The 23,938-nt window shown below is 69.3% G+C and carries 14 protein-coding genes; 9 read left to right on the forward strand and 5 right to left on the reverse strand.

The window, feature by feature from the left end; translation table 11 throughout:
- The first annotated feature begins 160 nt into the window (after positions 1–160).
- The gene (gene glnA, locus CRP49_RS22665; RefSeq protein WP_094218165.1) at positions 161–1,522 is read left to right on the forward strand and encodes a type I glutamate--ammonia ligase; all 1,362 of its coding nucleotides are present in this window, start codon (positions 161–163) and stop codon (positions 1,520–1,522) included.
- Positions 1,523–1,719: 197 nt separating this feature from the next.
- Complete coding sequence (locus CRP49_RS22670; RefSeq protein ID WP_097255048.1) at positions 1,720–2,763, forward strand: NAD(P)-dependent alcohol dehydrogenase; 1,044 nt, start codon at positions 1,720–1,722, stop codon at positions 2,761–2,763.
- A 16-nt stretch (positions 2,764–2,779) separates the two neighbouring features.
- Here CRP49_RS22670 and CRP49_RS22675 read toward each other — a convergent pair whose 3' ends face one another.
- The gene (locus CRP49_RS22675; protein ID WP_097255049.1) at positions 2,780–3,199 is read right to left on the reverse strand and encodes a VOC family protein; all 420 of its coding nucleotides are present in this window, start codon (positions 3,197–3,199) and stop codon (positions 2,780–2,782) included.
- A gap of 54 nt (positions 3,200–3,253) precedes the next feature.
- Positions 3,254–3,694 carry a VOC family protein gene (locus CRP49_RS22680; RefSeq protein WP_097255050.1) on the reverse strand — a complete coding sequence of 147 codons (441 nt, stop codon included), beginning with the start codon at positions 3,692–3,694 and terminating at the stop codon, positions 3,254–3,256.
- 552 nt (positions 3,695–4,246) lie between these two features.
- Here CRP49_RS22680 and CRP49_RS22685 point away from each other — a divergent pair.
- Complete coding sequence (locus CRP49_RS22685; protein WP_097255051.1) at positions 4,247–7,255, forward strand: bifunctional [glutamine synthetase] adenylyltransferase/[glutamine synthetase]-adenylyl-L-tyrosine phosphorylase; 3,009 nt, start codon at positions 4,247–4,249, stop codon at positions 7,253–7,255.
- Between the two features lie 33 nt (positions 7,256–7,288).
- On the opposite strand, the gene CRP49_RS22690 is transcribed toward CRP49_RS22685, so the two are convergent.
- Together CRP49_RS22690 and CRP49_RS22695 are read right to left on the reverse strand one after the other, a co-directional pair.
- The gene (locus CRP49_RS22690; RefSeq protein WP_179851724.1) at positions 7,289–8,155 is read right to left on the reverse strand and encodes a phosphatase PAP2 family protein; all 867 of its coding nucleotides are present in this window, start codon (positions 8,153–8,155) and stop codon (positions 7,289–7,291) included.
- A gap of 68 nt (positions 8,156–8,223) precedes the next feature.
- Positions 8,224–9,258, reverse strand: a complete 1,035-nt coding sequence (locus CRP49_RS22695; RefSeq protein WP_097255052.1) for a LacI family DNA-binding transcriptional regulator — start codon at positions 9,256–9,258, stop codon at positions 8,224–8,226.
- Positions 9,259–9,604: 346 nt separating this feature from the next.
- Here CRP49_RS22695 and CRP49_RS22700 point away from each other — a divergent pair, with 346 nt between their 5' ends.
- The 5 genes from CRP49_RS22700 (at position 9,605) to CRP49_RS22720 (ending at position 16,247) form a co-directional block, all read left to right on the forward strand.
- Positions 9,605–10,876, forward strand: a complete 1,272-nt coding sequence (locus CRP49_RS22700; RefSeq protein ID WP_097255053.1) for an extracellular solute-binding protein — start codon at positions 9,605–9,607, stop codon at positions 10,874–10,876.
- 100 nt (positions 10,877–10,976) lie between these two features.
- Positions 10,977–11,981 carry a carbohydrate ABC transporter permease gene (locus CRP49_RS22705; RefSeq protein ID WP_097255054.1) on the forward strand — a complete coding sequence of 335 codons (1,005 nt, stop codon included), beginning with the start codon at positions 10,977–10,979 and terminating at the stop codon, positions 11,979–11,981.
- A 19-nt stretch (positions 11,982–12,000) separates the two neighbouring features.
- Positions 12,001–12,903 (forward strand): sugar ABC transporter permease, encoded by a 903-nt coding sequence (locus CRP49_RS22710; protein ID WP_094218172.1) that lies wholly within the window; start codon positions 12,001–12,003, stop codon positions 12,901–12,903.
- A 162-nt stretch (positions 12,904–13,065) separates the two neighbouring features.
- Complete coding sequence (locus CRP49_RS22715; RefSeq protein ID WP_097255055.1) at positions 13,066–14,733, forward strand: glycoside hydrolase family 13 protein; 1,668 nt, start codon at positions 13,066–13,068, stop codon at positions 14,731–14,733.
- Between the two features lie 134 nt (positions 14,734–14,867).
- Entirely contained in the window at positions 14,868–16,247 is a 1,380-nt protein-coding gene (locus tag CRP49_RS22720) for an alpha-amylase family protein (RefSeq protein ID WP_097255056.1), read from the forward strand.
- A gap of 10 nt (positions 16,248–16,257) precedes the next feature.
- Here CRP49_RS22720 and CRP49_RS22725 read toward each other — a convergent pair whose 3' ends face one another.
- The gene (locus tag CRP49_RS22725; RefSeq protein WP_097255057.1) at positions 16,258–18,327 is read right to left on the reverse strand and encodes a carbohydrate-binding module family 20 domain-containing protein; all 2,070 of its coding nucleotides are present in this window, start codon (positions 18,325–18,327) and stop codon (positions 16,258–16,260) included.
- A gap of 201 nt (positions 18,328–18,528) precedes the next feature.
- Between CRP49_RS22725 and pulA the strand changes: the two genes are divergently transcribed.
- Entirely contained in the window at positions 18,529–23,934 is a 5,406-nt protein-coding gene (gene pulA, locus CRP49_RS22730; protein WP_097255058.1) for a pullulanase-type alpha-1,6-glucosidase, read from the forward strand.
- The last annotated feature ends 4 nt before the right edge of the window (positions 23,935–23,938 follow it).

Consider the following 23,938-nt stretch of genomic DNA (forward strand, 5'->3'; position numbering starts at 1 on the left):
TCGGCGCGAGCAGGCAAGATGGGCGGCAGAGAAGGACACCTGCCGTACGACAGGCGTTCAGGCCGAGGACGCTCGGGCGATCAAGGTCCGCAACGCGATGGAAATGGTGTTGTGGTGGGATGGCTCGGAGGCCTGACCAGCAAGGATGGGGAAGCGGAAGATGGACAAGCAGCAGGAGTTCGTGCTCCGGACCTTGGAGGAGCGCGACATCCGGTTCGTACGCCTGTGGTTCACGGACGTGCTGGGCTTCCTCAAGTCCGTCGCCGTGGCCCCGGCCGAGCTGGAACAGGCCTTCGACGAGGGCATCGGCTTCGACGGCTCCGCCATCGAGGGCTTCGCCCGCGTCTACGAGTCCGACATGATCGCCAAGCCGGACCCCTCCACCTTCCAGGTCCTGCCGTGGCGCGCGGAGACCCCGGGCACGGCCCGCATGTTCTGCGACATCCTCATGCCGGACGGCTCCCCGTCCTTCGCGGACCCGCGCTACGTGCTCAAGCGCGCCCTGGCCCGCACCTCCGACCTGGGCTTCACCTTCTACACCCACCCGGAGATCGAGTTCTTCCTGCTGAAGGACCGCCCGCTGGACGGCAGCCGTCCCACCCCGGCGGACAACTCGGGCTACTTCGACCACACCCCGACCAACGTCGGCATGGACTTCCGCCGCCAGGCGATCACCATGCTGGAGTCGATGGGCATCTCGGTCGAGTTCTCCCACCACGAGGGCGCCCCCGGCCAGCAGGAGATCGACCTGCGCTACGCCGACGCGCTCTCCACGGCGGACAACATCATGACGTTCCGCCTGGTCATGAAGCAGGTGGCCCTGGAGCAGGGCGTCCACGCGACCTTCATGCCGAAGCCGTTCTCGGAGCACCCGGGGTCCGGCATGCACACGCACCTGTCCCTCTTCGAGGGCGACCGCAACGCCTTCTACGAGTCCGGCTCCGAGTACCAGCTCTCCAAGGTCGGCCGCTCCTTCATCGCGGGCCTGCTCAAGCACGCGGCGGAGATCTCCGCGGTCACCAACCAGTGGGTGAACTCCTACAAGCGCATCTGGGGCGGCTCCGAGCGCACGGCCGGCGCCGGCGGCGAGGCCCCCTCCTACATCTGCTGGGGCCACAACAACCGCAGCGCCCTCGTCCGCGTCCCGATGTACAAGCCCGGCAAGACCGGCTCCGCGCGCGTGGAGGTCCGCTCCCTGGACTCCGGCGCCAACCCGTACCTGGCCTACGCCGTCCTGCTCGCCGCCGGCCTCAAGGGCATCGAGGAGGGCTACGAGCTCCCGCCGGGCGCCGAGGACGACGTCTGGGCCCTCTCGGACGCCGAGCGCCGCGCGATGGGCATCGAGCCCCTGCCCCAGAACCTCGGCGAGGCCCTCACCCTCATGGAGCGCAGCGACCTGGTCGCCGAGACCCTCGGCGAGCACGTCTTCGACTTCTTCCTGCGCAACAAGCGGGCCGAGTGGAACGAGTACCGCTCGGAGGTCACGGCGTTCGAGCTGCGGAAGAATCTGCCGGTGCTGTAGGCGCAGGTCAGGCGGGTTTCCCGGCGAAACGATCCCGTGGGGCCGACGGTCGTGGACCGTCGGCCCTTCGGCGTTTCACCGCCCGGCCCCCGAAGCCGACCGCCACCCTGCTCAGGTGGCTCCGGCCCAGGTTGTGGCGCAGGGTGGATGTGTTCCGCCGTTGCGTACCACGCACCCTCGAAGCACGGGAGAGACGCGTGCTCACCGTTCCCGCCTACGCCGCGACGTCCGCGACCGAACCGCTCACCCCCACGACCGTCGAGCGACGGGACGTGGGCCCGCACGACATCCTGATAGAGATCAAGTACGTCGGTATCTGCCACTCGGACATCCACAACGTCCGCAGTGAGTGGGGCCCGGCGTCCTATCCGATGGTCCCCGGCCACGAGATAGCCGGCGTCGTCGCCGAGGTCGGCCGGGAGGTCACCGGGTACGCTCCCGGCGATCGCGTCGGCGTCGGCTGCATGGTCAACTCCTGCCGGGCGTGCGAACCCTGTCTGAGGGGCGAGGAGCAGTACTGCCTGAACGGCAACACCCTCACGTACGGCTCCGTCGACGCGGACGGCACCCTCACGCAGGGCGGCTACTCCACGCACGTCGTCGTCAACGACGACTTCGTCGTCCGTGTCCCCGGCACGCTCGCCCTGGACGAGGCCGCGCCACTGCTGTGCGCGGGCATCACCACGTACTCCCCGCTGCGACGCTGGGGTGCGGGACCTGGCAAGAAGGTCGCGGTCGTCGGGCTCGGCGGACTCGGTCACCTGGCGGTCAAGATCGCCCACGCCCTGGGTGCGGAGGTCACGGTCCTGTCCCAGTCGCTGAAGAAGATGGACGACGGCCTGCGCCTCGGCGCACGCCGGTACTTCGCCACCAGCGACCCGGCCACCTTCGAGCAGCTCGCCGGTGCCTTCGACCTCATCGTCAACACGGTCAGCGCGAGAGTCGACCTGGACTCCTACCTCGGGTTGCTGAAGCCGGGCGGAGCCCTGATCAACGTCGGTGCTCCCCCCGAAGCGCTCTCACTGAACGTGGTCTCCCTCGTCATGCACGGCCACGTCTGCGCCGGTTCACTCATCGGCGGCATCCGCGAGACGCAGGAGATGCTCGACTTCTGCGGCGAGCACGGCATCGGCGCCGAGGTCGAGATCATCCCGGCCGCGAAGATCAACGAAGCCTTCGAGCGGATGCTCGCCTCGGACGTGCGCTACCGCTTCGTCATCGACACCTCGACGCTCCCCTGACCGTCCGGGTGCCCCGTCAGCGGACCGGCTCCCCGATCCCCAGCAGGTTGCCCTCGCTGTCCCGGAACCAGGCCCCGCGCTCGCCCCGGGCGCCCTTGCTCGGGTAGTTCCCGTCGATCTCGGCGATGCCGTCCCGCGTCTGGAGGCCGGGCAGGTCGACCTCCTCGAAGACCACCCCGTGCCGCCGCAGTTCGGACGCGACGGCCTCGATGTCCGCGACCTCCCAGGCCATCTGCGTGAAGGTACCGGGAGAGGCGCCCGTCGACCGGAACACGACGAAGTCCGTGCCCCCGCACCGGTACAGCAGCCCGCCCGGGCGTTCGTCGACGGGCTCCAGGCCGAGCACCTCGGAGTAGAAACGGCGGGCCCGGTCCAGGTCCTGGGCGGGCAGCCGGGTGGCCACATGACCCCGGGCCAGAAGGTTTCTGTCGTCCATGTCCCTACTCTGACCCGCCCGCCGCTCCGTTCACCGCAGATACGCGGGCGTGACCTACTGCTCCCGGTGGGCCAGTGCGGCCAGCACCTGATGCAGCGGCTCAGTGGCCCGCCGCTTGTACTCCTGGATGGCCCACCCGTTCCCGTCAGGATCCTTGAAGTACATGAAGGTGGCCCCGTCCTGAGGCGCGAACTGCACCGGCTCACTCACCTCGAGCCCCCGCGCGGTCAGCTCCTCGTACGCGGCCTTGGCATCCGTCACACACAGCTGCATCCCGTGGTACGTCCCCGGCCGAGGCGTCCCGGTAGGCACCTGCAGCCCGTCGACGAGCGCGATGGAACACCCGGACCCCGGCGGCGTGAGCTGCACGATCCGCACGCCCTCCATCACCTCACCGTCGAGGTCGACATGAAAGCCGACCTTGTCCCGGTAAAACGCCTTGGCCCGGTCCACGTCGGACACGGGCAGCAGGATCACTTCGAGCGTCATCTCCATGAACGACTCCTTCACATCCGGCTGAACGGCTCGCCCTTACCGAAGCCGAAAACCGTGCGGGGCGCCACGGAAAACACCAAAGCCGCGGGCAGCCGCGAACGGCGGGAAGGGGACGTGCCGGGTGGTGTCCGCCCGCAGCGGCCGGCGAAAACTCCGCCCACCCCTCGGCGAACCGTCCGCCGGACCGAGGACGGACACCACCCGGCGCGGCCCCGACTCACCCACCACGGATGGGCGCGCCAAGCCACGACGCACCCGAACAAGGCCCCGCAGGCGTCGGCGCAAGCCACGACGCACCCGAACAAGGCCCCGCAGGCGTCGGCGCAAGCCGCGACGCACCCGAACAAGGCCCCGCAGGCGTCGGCGCAAGCCGCGACGCACCCGAACAAGGCCCCGCAGGCGTCGGCGCAAGCCACGACGCACCCGAACAAGGCCGCCGCAGGCCCAGACGCAACCCCACCACGCCCCCGCGGACGGAGCCGCCCCAGAGCCACGGACGCCCACTCCGGTTAGGCTCTCGCCAGGACGACCTAGATCCAGGGGAGGCCACCGATGACGCCGGGGCGCAGGAGCAGTACCTTCACGCGACTGCTGCGGCACGGCTTCACCGACCCCTCCGCCGCCGAGCGCCTCCTGGACAGCGGCGAACTGGCCCCCGTCCGCGACGACCCCTTCCTCCTGGAGGCCCTGGGCGCCACCGCCGACCCCGACCTCGCCCTGCACGGTCTGGTACGTCTCCTGGAGTCCCAGCCCGTGCCCACCGCCCGCCGCGAGCTGCTGGACACCCTGATAGCGGCCAAGCCCCTCCGCGACCGCCTCCTGGGCGTCCTGGGCGCCTCCGCCGCCCTCGCCGACCACCTCGCCCGCCACCCGAGCGACTGGCAGGCCCTGGTCACGTACGAGCCCCGGGACCTGCACCCCGGCGTGGAGGAGTTCGAGCGCGGTCTGGCCGAGGCCACCGACCCCATCTCGCTGCGCGTGGCCTACCGCCGCTGCCTGCTGTCGATAGCGGCCCGTGACGTGTGCGGCACCACGGACCTGCACGAGACCGCCGCGGAACTGGCCGACCTCGCGACCGCCACGCTCCGTGCGGCCCTGGCCATGGCGGAGGTCGCCGCCCCGGGGGACGCCGCGGCCTGCCGTCTCGCGGTGATCGCGATGGGCAAGTGCGGCGGCCACGAGCTGAACTACGTCTCGGACGTGGACGTGATCTTCGTGGCCGAGGCGACCGACGGCGCGGACGAGGGAAAAGCGCTCAAATCCGCCACCAAACTGGCCTCGCACATGATGCGGATCTGCTCCGAGACCACGATCGAGGGCTCGATCTGGCCGGTGGATGCCAACCTCCGCCCCGAGGGCCGCAACGGCCCCCTCGTCCGCACCCTCAGCAGCCACCTCGCCTACTACCAACGCTGGGCCAAGACCTGGGAGTTCCAGGCCCTGCTCAAGGCCCGCCCGGTCGCCGGGGACATCGAGCTGGGACGGCAGTACGTCGACGCGCTGGAACCCCTGGTCTGGAAGGCGGCCGAGCGCGAGAACTTCGTCACCGACGTGCAGAAGATGCGCCGCAGGGTGGTGGAGAACATCCCCGCGGCGGAGATCGAACGCGAGCTGAAACTCGGCCCGGGCGGCCTCAGGGACGTCGAATTCGCCGTCCAGCTGCTCCAGCTGGTGCACGGCCGCACCGACCCGTCCCTGCGCAGCGGCACCACCCTCGACGCCCTTCAGGCACTCGCCGCCGGCGGCTACGTGGGCCGCGAGGACGCGGCCCGCCTCGACGAGGCCTACCGCTTCCTGCGCTCCATGGAGCACCGCATCCAGCTGTACCGCCTGCGCCGCACCCACCTCGTCCCCGAAGCGGAACCGGACCTCCGCCGCCTCGGCCGCTCCCTGGGCCTGCGCACCGACCCGGTGGTCGACCTGCAGCGCGAGTGGAAGCGGCACACCGGTGTCGTACGCCGCCTGCACGAGAAGCTCTTCTACCGCCCGCTGCTCGACGCCGTGGCCCAACTGGCGCCCGGCGAGGCCAGGCTGAGCATGGAGGCGGCCCGCGAGCGCCTGGTCGCCCTGGGCTATGCCGACCCGGCCGCGGCCCTGCGCCACCTGGAGGCCCTGGCCTCCGGCGTGACCCGCAAGGCCGCCATCCAGCGCACCCTGCTGCCCGTCCTGCTCGGCTGGTTCGCCGACTCCGCCGACCCGGACGCGGGCCTGCTCAACTTCCGCAAGGTCTCCGACGCGCTCGGCAAGACCCCCTGGTACCTCAGGCTCCTCAGGGACGAGGGCGCGGCCGCCGAGAACCTGGCCCGCGTCCTGTCGGCGGGCCGCCTCGCCCCCGACCTCCTGATGCGCAACCCCGAGGCGGTGGCCCTGCTCGGCGACGGCACCACCGGCACCGGCGGCGGCCTCGAACCGCGCGACCGCGCCCCGCTGGAGCAGGAGATCCTCGCCGCCGCGGGCCGCGCCGAGAACGCCGAGCAGGGTGTCACGGCGGCCCGCGGAGTCCGCCGCCGCGAGCTGTTCCGTACGGCCGCCGGGGACATCGTCTCCTCGTACGGCACCGAGACCAGCCCCGCCGAGCCCGACCAGGGTGCCCTGGTGGACCGGGTCGGCGCGGCCGTCTCCGACCTGACAGCGGCCACCCTCGCGGGCACCCTGCGCGCGGTGGTCCGCGACGGCTGGGGGGACACCCTGCCGACCCAGTTCGCGATCATCGGGATGGGCCGTTTCGGCGGCCACGAGCTGGGCTACGGCTCCGACGCCGACGTGCTGTTCGTGCACGAGCCGCGGGACGGCGTGGACGAGCGGGAGGCCGCGGAGGCCGCGAACAAGGTCGTCGCCGAGATGCGCCGCCTGCTGCAGCTGCCCAGCGCCGACCCGCCGCTGCTCATCGACGCGGACCTGCGCCCCGAGGGCAAGTCCGGGCCGCTGGTGCGCACCCTGAACTCGTACGAGGCGTACTACCGCCGCTGGTCCCTGGTCTGGGAGTCGCAGGCGCTGCTGCGGGCCGAGCCGGTCGCCGGGGACGAGGACCTGGGCCGCCGCTTCACCGAGCTGATCGACCCGCTGCGCTACCCGGAGCGGGGCCTGGGCGACGACGCGGTGCGCGAGATCCGCAGGCTGAAGGCCCGGATGGAGGCCGAGCGCCTGCCGCGCGGCGCCGACCCCAGGCTGCACACCAAGCTCGGCCCCGGCGGCCTGTCCGACGTCGAGTGGACCGTCCAGCTGATCCAGATGCGCCATGGCTGGCACGAGCCGGGGCTGCGCACCACCCGCACCCGTGAGGCCCTGTCCCACGCCCACGCGGTCGGGCTGATCGCCGCCGAGGACGCGGCCGTGCTGGACGAGGCCTGGGTGCTGGCCACCCGGGTGCGCAACGCGGTCATGCTGGTCCGCGGCCGGGCCGGTGACACCTTCCCGACCGAACCCCGCGAGCTGGCCGCCGTCGGCCGCTACCTGGGCTACGGCGCCGGCCACGCCGGGGACATGCTGGACGCCTACCGCCGTACGACCCGAAGGGCGCGCACGGTCGTGAAGGACCTGTTCTACGCGGACGGGAGCTGAGCCGGTCCTACGCCAACGGAAGCTGAGCCGGTCCTACACCAACGGGACCTCAACCGGCGCGGCCGCCCGCGCCGGAGCCGGCACCAGCCTCGGCAGGGCGTACGGCAGGCTGCCGTACCAGAGCCGGGCCACCGTGAAGCCGAAGGTCAGACAGAGAACGCCGCCCACCGCGTCCAGCCAGAAGTGGTTGGCCGTGGCAACGATCACCAGCAGCGTCGTCGCCGGGTAGAGCAGGCCCAGCACCCGCACCCACGGCACGGACGCCAGCGCGAAGACCGTCAGCCCGCACCACAGCGACCAGCCGATGTGCATGGACGGCATCGCCGCGTACTGGTTCGACATGTGCTTCAGGTCGCCCGAGGCCATCGAGCCCCAGGTGTGGTGCACCGCCACCGTGTCCACGAAGCGGCCGCCGTTCATCAGCCGGGGCGGGGCCAGCGGGAACAGGTAGTAACCGACCAGCGCCACACCCGTGGTCGCGAACAGCACCAGCCGGGTCGCGGCATAGCGGCCGGGATGCCAGTGGTACAGCCACACCAGAACACCCAGCGTGACCACGAAGTGCAGCGTGGCGTAGTAGTAGTTCATGCCGATGATCAGCCAAGTCACCGAGTTCACGACGTGGTTGACCGACCCCTCGAGCGCGATGCCCAGCTGGTGCTCGACGCGCCAGACCCAGTCGGCGTTGCGCAGCGCCTCCGCCTTCTGCTCCGGGACCGCGTTGCGGATCAGGGAGTACGTCCAGTAACTCACCGCGATCAGCAGGATCTCGAACCAGAACCGGGGCCTGCGCGGGCGTCGCGCTCGGTGCAGGACACCCTGTCTGTGCTCGCCCGTGACGGCCTGCGGAACGGCCACCTCCTCGCGACCTTCCGGTTCTGTCACGGTCGAGTCACTCATAGGCACAGAGTCTGCCAGAAAAGGCTTCCTCGCCAGATCATCCCAAGGTTGGGTCCGCCCCGCACGTTCTACGACGTACGGAGGACATTCGGTGCCGAAGCGGTCGAACCCCGCACCACCAGCTCCGGCATGAACACGAACTCGCTGTGCGGCGCGGGCGTCCCGCCGATCTCCTCCAGCAGCGTGCGCACAGCGGCCTGTCCCATCGCCGGGACCGGCTTGCGGACCGTGCTCAGCGGCGGATCGGTGAAGGCGATCAGCGGGGAGTCGTCGAAGCCCACCACCGACACGTCACGCGGCACCTCCAGGCCCAGCTGCCGGGCCGCCCGTATGGCACCGAGCGCCATCATGTCGCTCGCGCACACCACCGCCGTACAGTTCCGCTCGATCAGCGCGGTCGCGGCCGCCTGGCCACCCTCCAGGGTGTACAGCGAGTGCTGGATCAGCTCGGTCTCGACCGTCTGGGCGCTCAGCCCCAGCTGGTCCTGCATCGCCCGCACGAAGCCCTCGATCTTACGCTGTACCGGCACGAACCGCTTCGGGCCCAGCGCGAGACCGATCCGGGTGTGCCCCAGCGAGGCCAGGTGCGTGACGGCCAGGGTCATCGCCGCCCGGTCGTCGGGGGAGATGAACGGCGCCTGCACCTTCGGCGAGAACCCGTCCACCAGCACGAACGGCACGCCCTGCGCCCGCAGCCGCTCATAGCGCTGCATGTCGGCGGTGGTGTCGGCGTGCAGCCCGGAGACGTAGATGATCCCCGCCACCCCGCGGTCCACCAGCATCTCGGTCAGCTCGTCCTCCGTCGACCCGCCCGGGGTCTGGGTGGCGAGCACCGGGGTGTAGCCCTGCCGGGTCAGCGCCTGGCCGATGACCTGGGCCAGGGCCGGGAATATCGGGTTCTCCAGCTCCGGGGTGATCAGGCCCACCAGGCCCTCGCTGCGCTGCCGCAGCCGTACCGGACGCTCGTAGCCGAGCACGTCCAGCGCGGCGAGCACGGACTGGCGGGTGGTGGCGGCGACGCCCGGCTTCCCGTTGAGGACGCGGCTGACGGTCGCTTCGCTCACCCCCGCCTGCGCAGCGATGTCCGCAAGCCGTGTGGTCACGGCACTGGACTGTACCGGCCGCACCTCGCCTTGCACACCGACGGGACGCCGCGGGCGGCCGCGCGATCGGCCTGCCGTGGATTGCTGCGTCATCGCGCTCCCTCGAGTCAAGTGGTGGCAAGAGCTTGCAGAGTCTTGCACAAGTCTCCCCATCCCCGCTGATCGGCACCGTAACCAGGTTTCGTACGGGTCGACGACAGGTCACGGACTGGTAACCCCAGTGTCCTCTTGCACTTTTTTTCTGCAAGGTCTTTCGCAACGCTTACATGGCTGTTACGTTCCCAGTCGCCCGGCCGCCGCAACGGCGCAGTCGGCACCACTCGGGCTTAACCCTCAAGGAGAACTCATGCGGCGTGGCATAGCGGCCTCCGCGCTGGTGGCGTCCCTCGCCCTGGCGGCGACGGCGTGCGGCGGGAGCGACAGCGACAGCAAGTCGGACGGCCCGGTCACCATCACCTGGTGGGACACCTCCAACGCCACCAATGAGGCACCGACGTACAAGGCCCTGGTCGCGCAGTTCGAGGCCGCCAACAAGAACATCAAGGTCAAGTACGTCAACGTCCCCTTCGACCAGGCGCAGAACAAGTTCGACACGGCCGCCGGCTCCAAGGGTGCCCCGGACGTGCTGCGCTCCGAGGTCGGCTGGACCCCGGCCTTCGCGAAGAAGAGCTACTTCCTGCCGCTGGACGGCACCGACGCCCTCACCGACCAGGCCAAGTTCCAGCCGAACCTGATCAAGCAGGCCCAGTACGAGGGCAAGACCTACGGCGTGCCGTTCGTCACCGACACCCTCGCCCTGGTCTACAACAAGGCCCTGTTCAAGAAGGCCGGCATCACCGAGGCCCCCAAGACCTGGGACGAGCTGAAGGCCGACGCCGCCAAGGTCAAGGCGAAGGCCGGCGTCGACGGCTACTGGGGCTCCACCCAGGCCTACTACGCCCAGACCTTCCTCTACGGCGAGGGCACCGACACCGTCGACGCCGCCGCCAAGAAGATCACCGTGAACTCGGCCGCCGCCAAGAAGGCCTACGGCACCTGGCTGAGCACGTTCTCCGGCAAGGGCCTGCACAAGGCCGACACCACCGCCGACGCCTACGCCCACATCCAGGACGCGTTCGTCAACGGCAAGGTCGCCGCGATCATCCAGGGCCCCTGGGAGATCACGAACTTCTACAAGGGTTCGGCCTTCAAGGACAAGTCCAACCTCGGCATCGCCACCGTCCCGGCCGGCTCCACCGGCAAGGCGGGCGCCCCGACCGGCGGCCACAACCTCTCGGTCTACGCCGGCTCCGACAAGGCCCACCAGGCCGCGGCGCTGAAGCTCGTGCAGTTCATGACCTCGGCGAAGTCCCAGGAGACCATCGCCCTGAAGAACTCCACGCTGCCCACCCGCTCCGACGCCTACACCGCGCAGGTCAAGGCCGACCCCGGCATCGCCGGCTACCAGGGCGTCCTCGCTGCCGCCCAGCCTCGCCCGGCGCTGCCCGAGTACAGCTCCCTGTGGGGTCCGCTGGACACCGAGCTGCCCAAGATCGCCGGCGGCAAGGAGTCGCTGGACAAGGGTCTGAGCAACGCCGAGGTGGCCATCACCAAGCTGGTGCCCGACTTCAGCAAGTGAGCCCGTGTGGCCGTCGGATTCTCTCTCGAGGGGGGGAAGGATCCGGCGGCCACCGACCTGTGCCCAGCCCAACCCCTGAACCATCAGAAGGTGTCGAACCATGACAGTCGCCATCGACCGCGCGACCGGCAAGCGCCGCGGTGACCGCGCGCCTCGGCCCGGGCTGGGGCAGCGCATCAAGAACGGCTACCAGAAGCACTGGTACGCCTACGCGATGATCGCCCCCGTGGTCGTCGTGCTCGGTGTCATCGTGGGCTACCCCCTGGTCCGGGGCGTCTACCTGACCCTCACCGACGCCAACAGCCTCAACTCGGCGCGCACGATCGGCGTCAACCACATCGCCGCCACCTACAAGTTCATCGGGTTCGACAACTACAAGGACATCCTGTTCGGCCCGTTGTCGTACGACCGGTTCTGGTCGCACTTCCTGTGGACCGTCTTCTGGACGGTCGCCTGTGTGGCCCTGCACTACACCTTCGGCCTCGGCCTCGCGCTCATGCTCAACCAGAAGCTGCGCGGTCGCACCTTCTACCGGCTGCTGCTGGTCGTGCCCTGGGCCGTGCCGACGTTCGTCACCGTCTTCTCCTGGCGGATCATGCTCTCCGACTCCGGGGTGATCAACCAGGTCCTCGGCGCCCTCCACCTGCCCGAGCCGCAGTGGCTGGAGGACACCTTCTGGCAGCGGTTCGCCGCGATCATGGTCAACACCTGGTGCGGTGTGCCGTTCATGATGCTCTCGCTGCTCGGCGGCCTGCAGTCCATCGACTCCACGCTCTACGAGGCCGCGGAGATGGACGGCGCCAGCGCCTGGCAGCAGTTCCGGCACGTCACCCTGCCCGGCCTGCGCTCGGTCAGCTCCACCGTGGTGCTGCTCGGCATCATCTGGACCTTCAACCAGTTCGCCATCATCTTCCTGCTGTTCGGCCCCACCGGCGCGCCCGACGCCCAGATCCTCGTCACCTGGGCCTACTTCCTGGGCTTCGGACAGCAGCCCCGCGACTTCGCCCAGTCCGCCGCGTACGGCGTGCTGCTGCTGTCGATCCTGACCGTCTTCACCTCCTTCTACTTCCGCTGGCTGAAGCGCAATGACCAGCTCGCCGTCTGACGCCGCAGGAGCCGCCGCCATGAGCACCACGACCCTCGAGAAGACAGAGGCCCGAGCGACCTCCGCCCCCGCGCCCGGGCGGACCCGGCGGCGCGGCGAGCGCGGCCCGCTCGGCGCCGCCCTCCTGCACGGCGGCCTCGCCGTCGCGAGCCTGATCGCGCTGGCCCCGGTGGCCTGGCTGGTCTTCCTGTCCCTCGGCCCGGACAAGGACGACTACCTGCACCCCGGCAAGATCCTGGGCAAGCTCACCTTCTCCAACTACAGCTTCGTGCTGCAGCACACCGCCTTCTTCGACTGGTTCAAGTCGACGATGATCGTGGCCCTCGGCACCACCCTGATCGGTGTCTTCGTCGCCGCGACCACCGGCTACGCCGTCTCCCGCATGCGCTTCCCCGGCTACAAGTCGTTGATGTGGGTGCTGCTGCTCACCCAGGCCTTCCCGATCGCCATCCTGATCGTGCCGATGTACGAGATCTTCAGCGAACTCGGGCTCATCGACACCTACTGGGCGCTGATCGTCATCAACTGCACCACCGCCGTGCCGTACAGCGCCTGGCTGCTCAAGGGGTACTTCGACACCGTCCCCTTCGAGATCGACGAGGCCGGACGCGTGGACGGGCTCACCCCCTTCGGCACCTTCTTCCGGCTGATCCTGCCGCTGGCCCGCCCGGGCCTGGCCGTCGCCGCCTTCTACAACTTCATCACCGCCGTCGGCGAGGTCGCCTTCGCGACCACCTTCATGCTCGATGACTCGAAGTACACCTTCGCCGTCGGTCTGCAGACCTTCGTCAGCGAGCACGACGCGCAGTGGAACTACATGGCCGCCACCGCGGTACTGATCGCGATACCCGTGTCCGTGTTCTTCTACCTCGTGCAGAAGAACCTCGTCACCGGCCTCACCGCCGGCGGCACCAAGGGCTGACGCCCGCTTCGGAAATGAGGCTCCCGCGCGCCTGTCCGCGCGGGTAGGCGGCCGCGGTGTCCATCCGACCCCGCTGACACCGCGGCCGCCTCGCACACCCCTGGCCCCTGTCGCCGTACCCACGCTCCCATGACCAGAACTCCCTTACGCATCAAGGACGCCATGAGCCAGCAGACCCCTGCAGCCCCGGCCGACGACTCCGCCGTCGCCACCGTCGCCCAGCACCGCGACTGGTGGCGGGACGCGGTGATCTACCAGGTCTATCCGCGCAGCTTCGCCGACAGCAACGGCGACGGCATGGGCGACCTGGAAGGCGTACGCTCCCGACTCCCGTACCTGCGCGACCTCGGCGTGGACGCCGTGTGGCTCAGCCCCTTCTACGCCTCCCCGCAGGCCGACGCCGGCTACGACGTCGCCGACTACCGCGCCGTCGACCCCATGTTCGGCAACCTGCTCGACGCCGACGCACTGATCCGCGACGCCCACGAGCTGGGCCTGCGCATCATCGTCGACCTGGTCCCCAACCACTCCTCCGACCAGCACGAGTGGTTCAAGCGCGCCCTCGCCGAGGGCCCCGGCTCGCCGCTGCGCGAGCGCTACCACTTCCGCCCGGGCAAGGGCGAGAACGGCGAACTCCCCCCGAACGACTGGGAGTCCATCTTCGGCGGCCCCGCCTGGACCCGGGTCGAGGACGGCGAGTGGTACCTCCACCTCTTCGCCCCCGAGCAGCCCGACTTCAACTGGGAGCACCCGGCGGTCGGCGACGAGTTCCGCTCGATCCTGCGCTTCTGGCTGGACATGGGCGTCGACGGCTTCCGCATCGACGTCGCCCACGGACTGGTGAAGGCCGACGGCCTCCCGGACCTCGGCTCCCACGACCAGCTCAAGCTGCTGGGCAACGATGTCATGCCGTTCTTCGACCAGGACGGCGTGCACGCCATCTACCGCCAGTGGCGCGTGGTCCTCGACGAGTACGCCGGCGAGCGCATCTTCGTCGCCGAGGCCTGGACCCCGACCGTCGAGCGCACGGCGAACTACGTCCGCCCGGACGAGCTCCACCAGGCCTTCAACTTCCAGTACCTGGGCACGGAGTGGGACGCGAAGGAGCTGCGGGCGGTCATCGACCGCACCCTGGAGGCGATGCGCCCGGTCGGCGCCCCCGCCACCTGGGTCCTGTCCAACCACGACGTCACCCGGCACGCGACGCGCTTCGCCAACCCGCCCGGCCTCGGCACCCAGATCCGCACGGCCGGCGACCGCGAACTGGGCCTGCGCCGGGCCCGCGCGGCGACCCTCCTCATGCTGGCCCTGCCCGGCTCGGCGTACGTCTACCAGGGCGAGGAGCTGGGCCTCCCGGACGTCGTGGACCTGCCCGACGAGGTGCGCCAGGACCCGGCGTTCTTCCGCGGCGCCGGCCAGGACGGCTTCCGCGACGGCTGCCGGGTGCCGATCCCGTGGACCCGCGAGGGCTCGTCGTACGGCTTCGGCAGCGGTGGCAGCTGGCTGCCCCAGCCGTCGACGTGGGCCGAGCTGAGCGTCGAGGCGCAGACGGGCGTCCCCGGCTCGACGTTGGAGCTGTACCGCTCGGCGCTCAGCGCGCGCCGGTCGCAGCCCGACCTGGGCGCGGGCGACGCGGTGGAGTGGCTGCGCGCGCCGGAGGGTGTCGTGGCCTTCCGCCGGGGCGAGTTCGTGTGTGTCGCGAACACCACCGGCGAGTCCGTGACGATCCCGTCCCACGGCCGTGTCCTGCTCGCCAGCGGTGAGGTGACCGAGGCCGACGGCGAGGCGAAGCTGCCGGCCGACACGACGGTGTGGTGGACGACGGCGTGATCACCGCTCGATAACTTCTTCCGTCAACTTCTCACGGCCCGCTGCCCTTTTGGGTGGCGGGCCTTTAACATCTGGCCACCGCAAGGTTTCTGAAAGATTTCAGCAAGGCCCTTCAATGGAGAAGGAACCCCCACATGGCCAGCAGCAGAATCGTTTCGGGTGCCCTCGCCCTCACCGCGGCGGCGGCGTTCCTCGCCCCCGGCACCGCGGCGTACGCCTCCCCGCCCGGCACCAAGGACGTCACCGCGGTCCTCTTCGAGTGGAAGTACTCCTCGGTCGCGAGCGAGTGCACCAACACCCTCGGCCCCGCCGGCTACGGATACGTCCAGGTCTCCCCGCCCGCCGAACACATACAGGGCTCGCAGTGGTGGACGTCGTACCAGCCGGTGTCGTACAAGATCGCGGGCCGCCTCGGCGACCGCACCGCGTTCCAGAACATGGTGAACACGTGCCACGCGGCCGGCGTGAAGGTCGTCGTCGACACCGTCGTCAACCACATGTCGGCCGGATCGGGCACCGGCACCGGCGGCTCGTCGTACACGAAGTACAACTACCCCGGCCTCTACTCCTCCTACGACTTCGACGACTGCACGTCCCAGGTCACCAACTACCAGGACCGCTGGAACGTCCAGCACTGCGAACTGGTGGGCCTGGCGGACCTGGACACGGGCGAGGAGTACGTCCGCAAGACGATCGCCGGCTATATGAACGACCTGCTCACGCTGGGGGTCGACGGCTTCCGGATCGATGCCGCGAAGCACATCCCGGCGGACGACCTGGCCAACATCAAGAGCCGCCTGACCAACCCCTCCGCCTACTGGAAGCAGGAGGTCATCTACGGCGCGAACGAGGCCGTCCAGCCGTCCGAGTACACCGGCAACGGGGACGTCCAGGAGTTCCGCTACGCCTACGACCTCAAGCGCGTCTTCACCAACGAGAAGCTGGCGTACCTGAGCAACTACGGCGAGGGCTGGGGCTACCTCAGCAGCTCGGCGGCCGGCGTCTTCGTCGACAACCACGACACCGAACGCAACGGCTCGACCCTCAACTACAAGGACGGCGCCAACTACACCCTGGCCAACGTCTTCATGCTGGCCTACCCCTACGGCGCCCCGGACATCAACTCCGGCTACGAATGGTCCGACGCGGACGCGGGCCCGCCCAACGGCGGCACCGTCAACGCCTGCTGGCAGGACGGCTGGAAGTGCCAGCACGCCTGGCCGGAGATCATCCGCATGGTCGCCTTCCGCAACGCGACCCGCGGCCAGGCCGTCTCCAACTGGTGGGACAACGGCAACAACGCGATCGCCTTCGGCCGGGGCAGCAAGGGGTATGTGGCGATCAACCACGAGTCGAGCAGCCTGACCCGTACCTACCAGACGTCCCTCCCGGCCGGCACGTACTGCAACGTCCAGAACAACACGACGGTGGCGGTGAACTCCGCAGGGCAGTTCACCGCCACCTTGGGCTCGAACACGGCGCTCGCGATCTACGCCGGCAAGTCGAGCTGCTGAGCCCGGGGCACTACTTCCAGGTGTCGCTGGTCGTGTAGCCGGACGAACTGCCCGTCGTGTACGAGCGGTTCGTCCCGGACTCCCAGGTCACGTTCCCGGAGCCGTCCTTCTTGATGTACTTGTACTCGAAGGCCGTGCTCTTGGGGACGATGACCAGCTTGCTCCAGGTCGGGTAGGACGCCGAGGACAGCGGGATCGCGTCGCTCGTGTTCCAGGAGCCGAGGGACGCGATCGAGCCGACGACGTACACGTTGGTGCCCAGGTCGGTCGACGCGGTCTCGTTGAAGGTGACGTCGGTGGCGCTCGCGTTCGCCACGTTCCAGGAGTTGTTCAGGGAGACCGCCGAGGTCGTGGTGGTCGCCGACCTGTTGGCGTTCGACTCCCAGGTCACGTTGCCGGAGCTGTCCTTCTTCATGTACTTGAACTCGAAGGACGTGTTGACCGGCACGCTCACCTCGCCCGACCAGATCGGGTATCCCGACGACGACAGCTTGATCGCCTTCGAGGTGTCCCAGCCGCCCAGGGCCGAGATCGAGCCGACGACGTACACGTTGGTGCCGGACGTCGTCGGCGCGTACTCGTTGAACGTCGCGTTCACCGTGTCTCCGGAGCCGCCGCCCGCGTCGCCGCAGCCCACCGTGCAGGTGTACGACGCGTTGTAGAAGGCGACCGCGCCCTTCGCGGGGAGGGTGAGGGACGCGCTGCCGCCCGAGACGGTGACCTTCGTCGCGCCGCCGTCGACGACGTTGGCGTACGTGCCGTCCGCCATGCCCGTGGCGAAGGTGTAGGTGGCGCTGCTCGTACCGTTGTTCGCGGCGAAGAAGCCGGCACCGCTGCGGCCGAAGCCGATCACGGACGACGACTTGGTCTGCCAGTTGGAGACGGCCGCCGTGTCGACCGCGTTGTGCCAGGACACCATGCCGACGACCGCCGTGTCGCGGTCCAGGCAGTACCAGGAGCCGCTGGAGCAGTCGGTGTTCGTCACGAAGCCCGAGGAGTTGGGCGGGGCCTGGTCGCTCTGGGTCCACTCCCAGCTGGCGTAGACCGTGGGGGTCGACCACTTGTAGGCCAGCTGGAAGAGGTTCGCCAGCTTGTAGGTGTCGCCGTCCTTGTAGGACATGTGCAGGCCGTTGCGCTCGGTGTCGTGGTTCGTCACGAAGGACACCGAGTTGGCGGCGGGCAGGATGCCGGAGGAGGACAGGGACTCCAGGTCGCTCACGTTGCCCTGGAACGCCGACTTCAGCTTGCTCGCGTAGGTGAAGTCCAGGACGTCACCGGAGGCGTAGTAGTCCGACGGCTGCGGGGTGGAGCCCGGGTAGATCTCCTGGAAGACGTACGGCGCCGAGCCCGACGTGGTGTTCGTCAGCTTGGACTCGATCGCCGCCAGGTCGGCCTCGGGGATGTGCTTGGCCGCGTCCACCCGGAAGCCGTCGACGCCCAGGGCGAGCTGGCTGTTGAGGAAGTTCGCGATGCCCGCGCGGACCGTGTCCGAGCCGGTCTTCAGGTCGGGCAGGCCGAGGAGTTCGCAGTTCTGGACCTGGGTGAGGTTCGAGTAGTCCTGGATCGTCAGGTCGGAGGTGGGGCACGACGTCGAGTCGTGGTAGTTGGCGCGGTCCCAGTCGGGGGTGTCGTACTTGTTGGTGATCGTCGTGCCGTTGTAGCCGGTGCCGGTCTGTGCGGCGGTGTGGTTGATCACCGCGTCCGTGTAGACCTTGACGCCGGCCTGGTGGCAGGTGCTCACCATCGACGCGAACTTCGCCGCCGTACCGAAGCGGCTGTTCAGGTTGTAGGAGTACGGCTGGTAGACGTCCCACCAGTAGTAGCTGGACTGCTTCAGGGACTCGGCGGGCGGGGCGACCTGTACCGCGCCGTAGCCGGCGGGGCCCAGGACGTTGGTGCACTCGGTGGCGATGGAGTCCCAGTTCCACTCCCACAGGTTGGCGATGACGTCGCCCTTGGCGGTGGTGTCCGCCTGTGCGGGTGTCGCCGGCAGGGCTATGGCTCCCGCCAGCGCGAGGGCGCCTGCGGCTGCGGCGGTCGCGGTGCGGCGGAAGACACCCTGGGGTCGGTGTCCGATCATGTGCGGCTCCGAAACGAACTTCGAGAGAAGGTGACAGGGTTCAACAACCCGTGAGCGTGCGGCAGTTGAGAAGGGCACGTCAAGGTTGACGTTGAAACTTCTTGCTATGAGTTTCAAGGGTCTTGCTGTAAACCTTTCGGCAGCGATACGGTCGCGCGGGGTCGGACCCAAAAGAGCCGTAATCGCAAGGAGTTCCCGCCTGTGATACCGAGATGGCCGGCGCCCCCGACGCGCCGCACCGCCCATGCCAGACGGGCCGCGGCCGTCACCGTCGCCGCGCTCGCCCTGGCCCTCGTGCAGCCGCTCGCGGCGCACGCGGACGCCCCGCCCCCGCCGCCGTCGGACGCCAGGCTCGCGGCCCAGCCCGCCCGGCACGACGACACCCGCGAGCAGTTCTACTTCGTCATGCCGGACCGTTTCGCCAACGGGGACAAGTCCAACGACAGGGGCGGGCTGACCGGCTCCCGCCTCAGCACCGGTTACGACCCCACCGACAAGGGCTTCTACCAGGGCGGCGACCTCAAGGGCCTGACCAAGCGGCTCGACTACATCAAGGGGCTCGGCACCACCTCCATCTGGATGGCGCCGATCTTCAAGAACCGTCCCGTGCAGGGCACCGGCAGCAACGCCTCCGCCGGCTACCACGGTTACTGGATCACCGACTTCACCCAGGTCGACCCGCACTTCGGGACGAACAAGGACCTCCAGACCCTCATCTCCAAGGCGCACGCCAAGGGCATGAAGGTCTTCTTCGACGTCATCACCAACCACACCGCCGACGTCGTGGACTACGAGGAGAAGTCGTACGACTACCTGTCCAAGGGCGCCTTCCCGTACCTGACCAAGGGCGGGCGGCCCTTCGACGACTCCGACTACGCGGACGGCACCCGGAAGTTCCCGGCCGTCGACGCCGACTCCTTCCCGCGCACCCCGAAGGTCACGAGCAGGAGCAAGGTCCCGGCCTGGCTCAACGACCCGACGATGTACCACAACCGGGGCGACTCGACCTACGCCGGCGAGTCCACGACCTACGGCGACTTCTCCGGCCTGGACGACCTGTGGACCGAGCGTCCCGAGGTCGTCAGCGGCATGGAGAAGATCTACGAGCGCTGGGTGCGGGACTTCGGCGTCGACGGCTTCCGGATCGACACCGTCAAGCACGTCAACATGGAGTTCTGGACCCAGTGGGCCACCGCGCTCGACAAGTACGCGGCCGCGCACGGGCGGAAGAACTTCTTCATGTTCGGCGAGGTCTACTCGGCGGACACGTCCATCACGTCCCCGTACGTCACCCAGGGCCGCCTGGACGCCACCCTCGACTTCCCCTTCCAGGACGCGGCCCGCTCCTACGCCTCCCAGGGCGGCAGCGCGCAGCGGCTGGCGAGCGTCTTCGGTGACGACTACAAGTACACGACCGACAAGGCCAACGCGTACGAGCAGGTCACCTTCCTCGGCAACCACGACATGGGCCGCATCGGGTACTTCCTGAAGCAGGACAACCCGAAGGCCGGCGACGCCGAGATCCTGAAGAAGGACAAGCTCGCCAACGAGCTGATGTTCCTCAGCCGCGGCAACCCGGTCGTCTACTACGGCGACGAGCAGGGCTTCACCGGTTCCGGCGGCGACAAGGACGCCCGCCAGACGATGTTCGCCTCCAAGGTCGCCGACTACCTGGACGACGACGAGATCGGCACCGACCGCACCCACGCGAGCGACGCGTACGACACCAAGGCGCCGCTCTACAAGGAGATCGCCGCCCTCTCGAAGCTCCGGAAGACCAACCCGGCCCTGACGGACGGCGTCCAGACCGAGCGGTACGCGGCCGACGGCGCCGGCGTCTACGCCTTCACCCGTACGGACGCCAAGACCGGCGCCGAGTACGTGGTCGCCTTCAACAACGCCGACAGCGAGAAGTCCGCGACCTTCGCGACCGGCTCGGCCGACATGTCGTACCAGGGCGTCTACGGGACTTCCGACGCGGTGAAGTCCGACGCGGATCGCAAGCTCACCGTCACCGTCCCGGCAGGTTCCGCCGTCGTCCTCAAGGCCGCCGGTACCCTCGCCAAGCCCGCCGCCGAGCCGACGATCGCGCTCAAGGCCCCGGCCGCCGGAGCCACCGGGACCGTGGACGTCACCGCCGATGTCGACGGAGGCCAGCTCAACCGGGTCGTCTTCGCCGCCCAGGTGGGCAACGGCGGGTGGAAGACCCTCGGCTCCGCCGACCACGCCCCCTACAAGGTCACCCAGGCCCTCGGCAAGGACGTACCCGCCGGGACCGCGCTGCGCTACAAGGCGGTCGTGATCGACTCGGCCGGGCACACCGCGAGCGCCCTGGCGAGCAGCACCACCGGCACCCCGCCCGCACCCGAGGTCCCCACGGCCTCCTCCCGGGACTACGCGATCGTCCACTACAAGCGCACCGACGGCGACTACGCCGACTGGGGTCTGTACGCCTGGGGCGACCTGGCCGACGGCGAGGCGACCAACTGGCCGGACAGCCACCCCTTCGTCGGCCGCGACGCGTACGGCGCCTTCGCCTACGTCAAGCTGAAGCCGGGCGCCTCGAACGTCGGCTTCCTGGTCATCGACAAGGACGGCAACAAGGACGTCTCCGCCGACCGGTCCATCGACGTCACCAGGACGGGTGAGGTCTGGATCGAGCAGGGCAAGGCCGACGTCCTGACCCAGAAGCCCGACTATCCCGCCCAGGACAAGACCAAGGCGGTCATCCACTACCACCGCGCCGACGGGAACTACGACGGCTGGGGCCTGCACGTCTGGACGGGTGCCGCGAACCCCACCGACTGGTCGAACCCGCTGAAGCCGGTGAAGACTGATGCCTATGGCGCGGTCTTCGAGGTACCGCTCACCGAGGGTGCCACCAGCCTCAGCTACATCATCCACAAGGGCGACGACAAGGATCTCCCCGCCGACCAGTCACTCGACCTCAAGTCCAACGGCTACGAGGTGTGGCTGTTGAACGGCCAGGAGAAGTACCTGCTGCCGCAGCCCGCGGGCAGCGCGGCCGCCCTCGACCTGACCACGTCCAAGGCGATCTGGATCGACCGGAACACGGTCGCCTGGAACGGCTCCGACGGCGCCGCCTCCACCCAGCTGCTGTACTCCCACGACGGCTCCATCGCCGTCAAGGACGGGACGCTGACCAGCGACGACGAGCGCTGGCTGCGGCTGGAGAAGACGACGCTCACCGACGCCCAGAAGGCGAAGTTCCCGCACCTGAAGGACTACACCGCCTGGTCCGTCGACCCGCGTGACCGGGACCGGGTGCGCTCGGCGCTCGGCGGGCAGCTGGTGGCCTCGCAGCGTGCGGCGAACGGCGCCGTACTGGCCGCGACCGGGGTGCAGATCGCCGGTGTGCTGGACGACCTGTACTCCGGCGCGACGAAGAGCAGCCTCGGCCCGGTCTTCCACGACGGCAAGCCGACCCTCTCCGTGTGGGCGCCCACGGCCCAGTCCGTCCACCTCGACCTCGCCGGCACGGCCGTGAAGATGCACCGCAACGCCACCACCGGCGTCTGGTCCGTCACCGGCCCCGCCTCCTGGAAGGGCAAGCCCTACCGGTACGTCGTGAAGGTCTGGGCGCCCAGCGTCCGCAAGGTGGTCACCAACAAGGTCACCGACCCGTACTCGGTCGCGCTGACCGCGAACTCCGAGCGCAGCCTGGTCGTGGACCTGAACGACAGGTCCCTCGCCCCGAGCGGCTGGTCGGGTCTGCACAAGCCCAAGGCCGTACCGCTGAAGGACGCCCAGATCCAGGAGCTGCACATCCGGGACTTCTCGGTCGCCGACACGACCGTCCCGGCCAAGGACCAGGGCACCTACCTGGCCTTCACGGACAAGAACAGCGACGGCTCGAAGCACCTGCGCCAGCTCGCGAAGTCGGGCACCTCGTACGTCCACCTGCTGCCCGCCTTCGACATCGCCACCATCCCGGAGAAGAAGGCCGACCAGGCGAGAACCGACTGCGACCTGGCCTCCTACGCGGCCGACTCCGAGAAGCAGCAGGAATGCGTGGCGAAGACCGCCGCGAAGGACGCCTACAACTGGGGCTACGACCCGTACCACTACACGGTCCCCGAGGGCTCGTACGCCACCGACCCGGACGGCACCGCCCGCACGGTCCAGTTCCGCAAGATGGTGCAGTCGCTGAACGGGGACGGCCTCCGGGTCGTCATGGACGTCGTCTACAACCACACCGCCGCCAGCGGCCAGGCGGACACCTCCGTCCTGGACAAGGTCGTGCCCGGCTACTACCAGCGGCTCCTCGCCGACGGCTCGGTGGCCAACAGCACCTGCTGCGCCAACACCGCGCCCGAGAACGCGATGATGGGCAAGCTGGTGGTGGACTCGATCGTCACCTGGGCCAAGGCGTACAAGGTCGACGGGTTCCGCTTCGACCTGATGGGCCACCACCCGAAGGCCAACATCCTCGCGGTCCGGAAGGCCCTCGACGCGCTGACCCTGGAGAAGGACGGCGTCGACGGCAAGAAGATCATCCTGTACGGCGAGGGCTGGAACTTCGGGGAGGTCGCGAACGACGCCCGGTTCGTGCAGGCCACGCAGCAGAACATGGCCGGCACCGGGATCGCCACCTTCTCCGACCGCGCCCGTGACGCCGTGCGCGGCGGCAGCCCCTTCGACGCGGACCCCGGCATCCAGGGCTTCGCGTCCGGGCTCTACACCGACCCCAACGGATCGGCGGCGAACGGCACTTCGGCCGAACAGAAGGCCCGGCTCCTGCACTACCAGGACCTGATCAAGATCGGCCTGACCGGCAACCTCGCCAAGTACCACTTCACCGACACCGACGGCAAGGAGGTCAAGGGCTCCGAGGTCGACTACAACGGCTCGCCCGCCGGATACGCGGCCGCACCCGGCGACGCCCTCGCCTACGTGGACGCGCACGACAACGAGTCGCTGTTCGACGCCCTGACCTACAAGCTCCCGAAGGACACGTCCGCGTCCGACCGGGCCCGGATGCAGGTCCTGGCGATGGCCACGGCCGCCCTCTCGCAGGGGCCGGCCCTCTCCCAGGCGGGCACCGATCTGCTGCGCTCGAAGTCGCTGGACCGCAACTCCTTCGACAGCGGCGACTGGTTCAACGCCATCCACTGGAACTGCGCCGACGGCAACGGCTTCGGCCGGGGGCTGCCCATGGCGGCCGACAACCAGTCCAAGTGGGACTACGCCAAGCCGCTGCTCGGCACGGTCAAGGTGGGCTGCCCGCAGATCACCGGCACCTCGGCCGCCTACCAGGACCTGCTGCGGATCCGTACGACGGAGAAGGCGTTCTCCCTCGGTACGGCCGCCCAGGTGCAGGACCGGCTGTCCTTCCCGCTGTCCGGCAAGGACGAGACGCCGGGCGTGATCACCATGCGCCTCGGTGACCTGGTCGTGGTCTTCAACGCCACTCCGCAGCAGCAGGAGCAGCGGATCGGCGCCCTCGCCGGGACGGCCTACCGGCTGCACCAGGTGCAGGCGGCCGGCGCGGACGCGGTGGTGAAGACCTCCTCCTACGCCGCCGACTCGGGCACGTTCACCGTTCCCGCGCGGACGGTGGCGGTCTTCACCCGGGCGGCGAAGTAGGGTC

This window comes from Streptomyces sp. Ag109_G2-15, from assembly GCF_900215565.1.
In the GTDB taxonomy this organism is placed as follows: domain Bacteria; phylum Actinomycetota; class Actinomycetes; order Streptomycetales; family Streptomycetaceae; genus Streptomyces; species Streptomyces diastatochromogenes.